Here is an 8,515-nt window from a genome sequence, read left to right as displayed (position 1 = left end):
ATAATTCAAGTGAATTTGTTTGAAAGAAGAACTTTAAAAGCTTTATTTTCACCCGATAAAATACCCATAAAACAAGAGGAAGCTCATTTGAGCTTCCTCTTGTGAAAAATTGTGGGACAGCAATGGGAAGTTCCCCTCTTTTTAAAGAGGGGTTGGGGTGGATTAAAGTTGTTGAAATTGTTTAGAGAATAAAATGTCACTTTTAAGAGAGATACAAATTGATGCTATAAACTCAAATGCTAAGATTTCAGATTTATTAAGAAAATGTCAAATATTAGCTTATAGATTGGGTAATGAAGATTTTAAGAATTGGATTAGCTTCGAATTGCAAGGCTATCCACAAGACCCAAAAAATGTACCTGACTATAGAATCTTAAATGTTAATTCAAAAGGCCATTTTGCAGGTGCTTTTGGAAGTGCTTTAAATAATGCAGATATGTTGACTTACAGTTTGCCAGAGCAACTTCAAAAAAGTTTATCAAAAGCATATTTTTTTAGTCCTATTGCAACCCTTGAGAGTTTAACAAATAATGAAAGTGAGGTCTTAACTCAAGATTGGAATCCAGCGATTATTGCTCATTACGGTTCTAAGATGTATGAGGGTTATAATTGTATGCAAGCTTGGAAAGTAATACCTGCTTCAGCTGTAGTAGGAATAATAGATACAGTAAAAACAAAAATCTTAAATTTTGCTTTAGAAATTGAGCTGTTAAATCCGCAAGCAGGTGAAGCTGCATTGAATTCTAATCCGATTCCTCAAGAAAAAGTCACCCAGATTTTTAATTTTAATATTGCTGGTAATGTTCAAAACTTAGCTTCAGGAAATCATCACAGCACTATCCATCAAGAAATTAATAACTCTCAAATTCCTCAAGAGTTTCTAGATTTATTAAGTACTTTGAGAAAATCTGAAATCGAGGAAGAGTTAGTTAGCGATCTAGAACTAAGAATTGAAAAATTAGGAACCTCAATTGGAACACCAGAATATACTTCCCAATATGGTGAGCTAATGAGTTTTCTCTCTAATCATGTGACTATATATACTTTCTTAGCTCCATTTATTCCAATGCTATCAAGCTATTTATCATAGAAAGTGAAAGTGATTAGGCACAGCGACGAAATATCATTAGATCACAAATAAAAATAACACTTAGCTTTAACGACACTATCATTTACAAAAATGGACAATAGACATTCATCACAACAGAGTTATACTGCTTAGACCATTTTCTAAAACAACGGAGAACAAAGATGGTTACAGCTGGCTCAAAACCGGGAACAGGTTTCTATTTTTGTGTTCAATGCGGACATCGCGTCTTCTTAGAAATTGGTACAGACCGACTACCACCGTGTACCAAATGCCTCGGCACCCAATATAACGATAAGGTTGCCTAAGCACACGATATTCAAAACAGAAGATCCTGTTTTAAATAAAAGCCCTATCACCCTATAGGGCTTTTTTGTTAGCGTATAATTTACATTATAAAAATGGCTTAAATCTCAAGGGCAAGCAGCATGGAAACAATCCTCGGTTTATGTATCGGTATCGGCTTGAGTGCAGCCTCTGGTTTCCGTGTTTTTGTGCCTTTGCTGATAATGAGTATTGCCGCATTGATGGGCTGGTTTGAACCGATGACCGGTTTTGAATGGCTGGCCATGCCGGCAGTCTGCCTGGCTTTAGCCATCGCGACCCTCTGTGAAATCGCTGCGTATTATATTCCCTGGGTGGACAATGCCATCGATACAATTGCAACGCCTGCTGCCATACTGGCCGGAACTCTGACCACGATGGCTGCCAGCAGTGGAGAAATGTCCCAGTTTGCAGCTTGGGCCGCAGCGATTATTGTCGGTGGCGGAACAGCAGGGGCCGTGCAACTGAGCAGTGTTGCAGCACGTGGACTATCAACTGCCACTACAGGCGGTGTTGCGAATCCCGTACTCTCAACCGGAGAGTGGATCGGGGCTATTCTGTTATCCATTCTGTCATTGCTTTTGCCAGTGCTAGCTGCCTTGCTGGTTGTAATGCTAGCCATCATGGCAATTCGCTGGATACGTCTAAAAAAGAAAAACAAGCTAGAAAATTCCGCCTTATAAGAATCAGATAAATAAATATTTATCACTCATTCTTAATGAAATATTTGCTTAAAGAAAGGCCCTCATCTTGTTCATTAAATTGCTTGATTTTTATTCAAAAAAGACATAATTTTATTATGGGATTATAAAAGGCATAATTTTTGTATGGTTTTATTTGTGGTTGAACTTTATAAAAACAATATTAGGGGAACTATAAATGATTAAATTTATTGTAGATGAACAAGAGTCTGCCCAAGGCGTGCACTATATTCATAACGCAACACGAGGCTGTGAAGACCTGCCAGAATTTGATAACCAGATTCTGATTGGATATTTTGCTAATTATGATCTGGCTTATAAACGCGCAAGAATGAACTGGCCGAGGGAGAAAGTAGAGGGCTGTCATAAGTGCTGTACAGAATGAGATTTATAGACATATTGGTCGTCATTTAAAACCCGCTATACAGTGGGTTTTATCATTTATCCTGTTTGAAAAATGATCAATTTGACCCCATATAAAACTATAGATTTATCATGTTTAGGGCTGCTCAATTGCAACATTATCTTGATCTCAATCATGACTCGGGTGTGGCCAATTATGAGATTGGCAATGAGTTTATTCGGGTTCAATTTAAGAAAACTTCGAAAGTGTATACCTATAGTTATAGCAGTACGGGCTATCAGCATGTGGAAAATATGAAACAGCTGGCCCAGTATGGTGATGGCTTAAATGCCTATATCAATCATCATACCCGTCATCTGTTTGTACGCTAAAAAGTGATCGCTGGAAGTGAGAACTGAAACTTTTAGCTGAAAATATTTAAACCATTTCCCTTTAGATCACAGATACAAATCAGCAGTTCCTGAACATTTGATCAATCTGTTAACTTAAGGATAGATGGCTCTACAGGCAGGGAATCACTATGAATCTCGATTTCTGGTGTCGGTTTTTACTTTATACATTGGCTTTGAATTACAGCATTTTAATGCTCTGGTTTTTGCTGATTGTCTGCACGAGACTGGGTGAAACGATTGCATGGTCAATGGTTTCAGCTCTCAGATCCAACTTTTGATGCCATTCACTATAGCGGCATGGCCATTTATAAAGTCGGGATATTCCTGTTCAATCTGGTTCCGCTAATTACCCTATATTTGATGGGGAAAAGTTAGGAGATAAAACTTTCCAAAGTTCCAGGAATAAATAAAACTGATAGTCGCATCAGCATTACACAGAGCAGTTTAAGGCTTATAATGCTCGAAACAGGATAACAATATGGAAAAGGAGTTCGGATCAATGAATCAGTTTAAACCTGCCTTGATTTTAGGGGCTTTGATCGGCTTGGGAATGATTATCGCCGGATTCATTTTGGGCAATAGTGCGGTCAAGATTAAACAGTATGAGCGGATTGTTTCCGTAAAAGGGCTGTCTGAACGTGAAGTGAAAGCCGATGTCGCCGTCTGGCCGATCCGTTTTAGTGGCGGCAGTCAGGATCTGACCGAACTGTATGACACCATGGAGCTGCAAACCCAGCAAATTCAGGCTTTCTTAAAAGGTGAGGGTTTTAAGGCAGAAGAAATTACCACCGGTTCTCCAGTCACTACAGATAAATATGCCCAGCAATACGGCGGTGATGCCAATGTTGCCTTACGTTATACCGCGCATCAGACCATTACGGTTTATACCCACAATATTGATGCAGTCCGTGCAGCGCAAACCCGTCTGGTCGCTCTGGGTAAAAAGGGCATTGCTTTTGGTGGTGATGATTCCGGGCAAAGAACGGAATATATCTTTACCAAATTGAATGACATCAAACCAGCCATGATTGAAGAAGCCACGCAAAATGCCCGCAGTGTGGCAGAAAAGTTTGCCGCGGATTCTCAAAGCCGTCTCGGGAAAATCAAAACTGCCAATCAAGGTTTGTTTAGCATTGAGGACCGTGACAGCAATACGCCTTATCTAAAGAAAGTTCGTGTGGTTTCTACAGTGGATTATTATCTGGCTGATTAAATGGCTGGAAAGCTGAATAGAGGGGTCTAAAAAATTTAGAGCAGAATGAGGTTTTACATGAAGATAAATTCCAGTAATTCTGCTCTTTCTGCAATAAAAGATCTTTATTTTGAGGTGAAAGGTAAAAAATTCTTCTTCAAATATATTTAAAGAAAAATATTTTCAAAAATCGGGAAAATTAAAAAATCTTAGGAAATTAATTTTACCGCAGCTTGGCTACTATATATCTCAAGGGTGTGATGGGATCGAAAAGAGTAGCATGCTGTGAGTGGCGCAAAACGCGAGTGCAGTACGAACCCAAAAGGTCTCGATTCGGCTTAGGACGCTATAGACCAAAAGTTTATAGGCTATAAGATCATTTCTTACAAAGAGTGATAGTTGAAGTAAACCATCAAGATGTTTTCCCAACACCCTCAAAATTTTCTCCTCTCATAAAAACAATCTTCTCCTCCAAACTGTTGAACACCTTCCTTACCCAGTCACTTATATTCTTCTTTAAATAGCTTTAAATTTATTTGAGATTCAAATAAATACTATTTTAATCACATATCTAATCTATTTTATTTACAGCCTATAGCTTTCGACTATTTTATGTTTAAATACTACTCTAATGTCGCTGGTTGTTTATAAGTATTTGATATAAATAATTTAAAGTATAATATGTTTAATATTTGCTCACAAATTATATCCTTGAAAAATAAAACAGAATGCTATGATAATTTTGCATATAAGAAAGGGGCACGTCCCATGAAAAAATATGAATTAGAAATCAGTTATCCGCATCAAGAAGAAGACGAAGCAGAGCAGCTAGGCAGCTTATCGGCAGAAGAAATTCTCTCTACTTTCAAGTCCATTAACTGGCAACAGTTACGGGTTTTACAATTACAGATGCAAGCCGCCATTACCACTTTTACCGTAACAGACTCCGATGCTGAACAGTCGATTCAGATCACACTGAATGAACTGGCGCCGTCAGGTCAGCTTGAGTTCAGGCTGGAAAGTGATATTGAAGTCGAAGCTCAACATAAAATTCTGGGACTGTTTAGCCTGAAGAACAAAGACTATGTGTCATTCCGTAGTCTGACTATGTCACAGGTTCAGCAATATCTTATGGCATTCTTAAATGAAGATCTCGACAGTCTGAAAACCCAGTATCAGTCGGGTCATTCAGTATCTCCCATCAGTGCAGCGTCCAAAGCTTAGTCAGGCACTGATTCTGTAACAGGGCTGGATTGACAGTATTCCCTGACATTGTTATTTTGCGCGTTTTCTCCTGAATGCTTAAAGCACATGCCTATTAACGACAACTTTGTCTACGCGCCGCCTCAAGACCCATTGCATATTCTGTATGAAGATGATGATCTGGTCGTCATTGAGAAGCCCGCCGGTTTGTTGTCGGTTCCGGGACGTTTGCCTGAGCATCATGACAGTGCTTATCTACGTGTGCTAGAACGTTATCCGAATGCCAAAATTACCCATCGTCTGGATATGGCAACGTCTGGCATCCTGATGTTTGCCAAACATCGCGATGCCGAAGTGGCGGTTAGTAAAATGTTCCAGGCACGTACAGTTAGTAAGCACTATATTGCGCTGGTACAGGGAGAAATTCAGACCGAGGGCAGTGTCGATGTACCTTTGATTACTGACTGGGAAAATCGCCCACGGCAAATGGTGCATTTTGAACTGGGTAAAGCTGCCAAAACACTCTATCAACGGCTGGAATATCTGCCTGAGCAAGACATCAGCCGGGTATTGCTAACGCCAATTACTGGGCGTTCACATCAGCTCAGAGTCCACATGCTGCATATCGGTCATCCAATTACGGGCGATAAAATCTATCATCCGGAACCAACGCGTAGTCCTCTTAATCGCATGGCCTTGCATGCCAGTGAACTGACTTTTACTCAACCCTTGAGTGGTCATAAAGTTGAAATTCTTGCACCTGCACCATTTTAGTAAAATTTAAGCATTCAAAAAATGAATATGGATTCTGATAAATATTTAAATTTTAGTAAGCTGCAACAGAAATGTCAGAATTTATTTCAGTCATCGGAAAATTATGGAGTTGAATTTAAGCAGTTTTCTAGAAAAATTATGTTCTGAATCATGTCTTATCAAGTAATGATTTTTTGAAATTAAAAAAGTGTACCCGGAAAAATTTCAGGAATCATTTAAGGGACTTTATCACTTTATCTTTAGTTTAACTGTTTGATCTATCTATTTTTATTCAGTTTTTATCAAGATTTGCAGTCTCTCAGGGGTTTGTTCTTATAACATTCGATATAAAAATAAAAACCCCTTTAATTGATTATCACCAACAGATTCATTTTAAGTAAATTGATAGGCAAAAAATATTAAGGTTTTATAGGTGAAAAAATCATTTAAAAGATCAATTATATTAAATGTTTATGGTCATTTTTTATCTTTGATTCTCATCATTAAATTATGCAAAATAACTTTAAAACATCATAAATTTTTAATTTTTTAGTGCCTATATATGGTGCAAGGGGTAAGGGACAGGATGATGCTAAGTGGCGCGCTCTTTGTTCTCGCAAGTGTTTTAATCATTGTATTACTATGGGTATTCAATAGCCTGAAATTATCAAGAAACAATATTCAGTCCTTACAGGAAAATCTGGATCATTCACGCAGTAAATTGGCTGATTATGAAACACAAGTTGATGAATTAAATTATGAAATGACCCAGCTACGGATGCAACTGGGAAGTGCCAGAACTGAACTGAATAAATATAAACAATATCAGGATATCTGTGACATCGAACAATACATTATTAACCGCAGCTTGCAGGCCGAAAATTTCGTAGAAGTAACCAAGCTTGATGCTTCCATTATGCTGGATGATCTCAAAGCCTATATCGCTCAGGTCAAAGCGTATTTACAGAATTTACAGACTCAGGCCGAAGCTGATATTGAGCGACAGGCTCGAAAAGCTTTACAGGCTTATTATCAGCAGGCTAAAGAACAACAGCGACTGCAAGAAGTAGTTGAAGCTCTCGAGCATAAGATCAAGGGCTATCAACATGGTTTTGATCTGCCGGTCACGCAGCTTCTGGATCAGCTCATTAGTGGCTACAACGATACTGATGCAGCCCGGCATTTACTGACTATCAGAACACAGATTGAGCAGGCCAAAGAACAGCAGCAGGTGGCCAGCTGTAATTATGTCGATGAGGATCGTCGCAAGAGCACCATCGAGATTTTGAGTCTGGCATTTAATAGCAGGGCAGAATTCTATTTGTCCCAGTTAAATACTCATAATCTGGGTGAAATGCTGCAATCCTTAAAAGATGATTATCGCCTGATGAACTATAAAGGACAAAGCTTGAGCCAGGCCATGATTCAGGAGTCCTATCTGAACTTACGTCTGGAAGAGCTTAAATTCGCCGCCGTTTTACTACAGTTACGACAGAATCAAGAGTCTGAGCCATCTGCAGTGATCGCTTCCTAACTACAATTAAAAAATCCAGATCAACCGATGAAATTTTTTAATCTGCAGATTGATATGCAGGTATTTTTAATTAGATGAAAATGCAGCTTTTTTTTTCAAATTCTTAAATTTATATTGATAAAATTCAGTTGGTTATTTAGAGAAATTCAATTTTTTTTCATATTCTGTACTCGATAATTCAAATAAAATAAGTTAAGCTGAATCGAATAATAAAACATCATAATAAGGATATCTCTATGGCACGCGATTATGACAAATTCCCTGACGATGAAAATGGTCATGTACTGTGGCAAATGTATCAGGATGGTGATGATCTGCAGGACGACCATGAAATAGAATTCTCGATAGCCTTTAATAGTGAAGAGCAGGCTGACCGCTGTGCATTGCATTTACTCAAAGAAGAACAAAAGATAAGCCTATATCAGGATGAGGAGAGCGATACGCTGGAATGGACAATTACCATTCATGTCTATATGCAACCTACCTATGAAAATATTGTCGATCTGGAACAATGGTTTACCAGAATTGCTGCTGAATTTCAGGGTGAATATGATGGCTGGGGCTGTATGGCCTATGTTTACGATGATGAAGATGACCCGGAAGAAGGTGAAAGCAAACTGCGTAGCAGCTAATCAAAATTTCCTTATTCAAGCCCGGTTAAGCCGGGTTTTTTTATGGCCTGCGGTATCGGTCGGGTCAACTGTAGTTTTTTGTTATACATCCTATAAAATGGATAGATAACAATTATATTTAGGCCGTACAGTATGTTGGGCAGTTATTTAAATACTGAGGCCGACGAGATCGGGATGATCCGTCCGAATAATAAATAAAAATAATCTGGTGGTGTTTCAAAAAGTATGCTGAAACAAAGCAGGTTGAATTTTGATAAAATAGAGAAATGCGAATAACTCTAGAAATCAAATGTCCAACCTGCCTCAGTGACAGTATAAAGAAAAATGGCATCA

At 38.4% G+C, this 8,515-nt stretch carries 10 protein-coding genes and 1 pseudogene; all 11 read left to right on the top strand.

The window, feature by feature from the left end:
• The first annotated feature begins 193 nt into the window (after positions 1-193).
• The 11 genes and pseudogenes from FTU19_RS15370 (at position 194) to FTU19_RS15320 (ending at position 8,182) form a co-directional block, all read left to right on the top strand.
• Complete coding sequence (locus FTU19_RS15370; protein ID WP_179993183.1) at positions 194-1,090, top strand: hypothetical protein; 897 nt, start codon at positions 194-196, stop codon at positions 1,088-1,090.
• Positions 1,091-1,197: 107 nt separating this feature from the next.
• Positions 1,198-1,395: a zinc ribbon-containing protein gene (locus FTU19_RS15365; RefSeq protein WP_257229525.1), complete on the top strand. Its 198-nt coding sequence runs from the start codon at positions 1,198-1,200 to the stop codon at positions 1,393-1,395.
• Positions 1,396-1,515: 120 nt separating this feature from the next.
• Positions 1,516-2,094 (top strand): DUF4126 domain-containing protein, encoded by a 579-nt coding sequence (locus tag FTU19_RS15360; protein WP_159123693.1) that lies wholly within the window; start codon positions 1,516-1,518, stop codon positions 2,092-2,094.
• Between the two features lie 196 nt (positions 2,095-2,290).
• Positions 2,291-2,497 (top strand): hypothetical protein, encoded by a 207-nt coding sequence (locus FTU19_RS15355; RefSeq protein ID WP_005237115.1) that lies wholly within the window; start codon positions 2,291-2,293, stop codon positions 2,495-2,497.
• 128 nt (positions 2,498-2,625) lie between these two features.
• Entirely contained in the window at positions 2,626-2,847 is a 222-nt protein-coding gene (locus FTU19_RS15350) for a hypothetical protein (protein WP_159123700.1), read from the top strand.
• Between the two features lie 149 nt (positions 2,848-2,996).
• A pseudogene (locus FTU19_RS15345) lies at positions 2,997-3,243 on the top strand (DUF6868 family protein).
• A 124-nt stretch (positions 3,244-3,367) separates the two neighbouring features.
• Positions 3,368-4,081 carry an SIMPL domain-containing protein gene (locus FTU19_RS15340; RefSeq protein WP_005237113.1) on the top strand — a complete coding sequence of 238 codons (714 nt, stop codon included), beginning with the start codon at positions 3,368-3,370 and terminating at the stop codon, positions 4,079-4,081.
• A gap of 747 nt (positions 4,082-4,828) precedes the next feature.
• On the top strand, positions 4,829-5,284 hold the full coding sequence (locus FTU19_RS15335; RefSeq protein ID WP_034705275.1) for a hypothetical protein: 456 nt from the start codon (positions 4,829-4,831) through the stop codon (positions 5,282-5,284).
• A gap of 87 nt (positions 5,285-5,371) precedes the next feature.
• A complete protein-coding gene (locus FTU19_RS15330; RefSeq protein ID WP_004785137.1) occupies positions 5,372-6,037 on the top strand; it encodes a pseudouridine synthase in 666 nt (221 codons plus the stop codon).
• Positions 6,038-6,605: 568 nt separating this feature from the next.
• The gene (locus tag FTU19_RS15325) at positions 6,606-7,550 is read left to right on the top strand and encodes a hypothetical protein (RefSeq protein ID WP_180131835.1); all 945 of its coding nucleotides are present in this window, start codon (positions 6,606-6,608) and stop codon (positions 7,548-7,550) included.
• Between the two features lie 236 nt (positions 7,551-7,786).
• The gene (locus FTU19_RS15320) at positions 7,787-8,182 is read left to right on the top strand and encodes a ribonuclease E inhibitor RraB (RefSeq protein WP_004785133.1); all 396 of its coding nucleotides are present in this window, start codon (positions 7,787-7,789) and stop codon (positions 8,180-8,182) included.
• Positions 8,183-8,515: the final 333 nt, after the last annotated feature.

This window comes from Acinetobacter sp. YH12072 (assembly GCF_013419565.1).
Lineage (GTDB): Bacteria > Pseudomonadota > Gammaproteobacteria > Pseudomonadales > Moraxellaceae > Acinetobacter.
The sequence above is the reverse complement of the archived record's forward strand: the minus strand, read 5'-3'. Positions and strand labels throughout refer to the sequence as shown.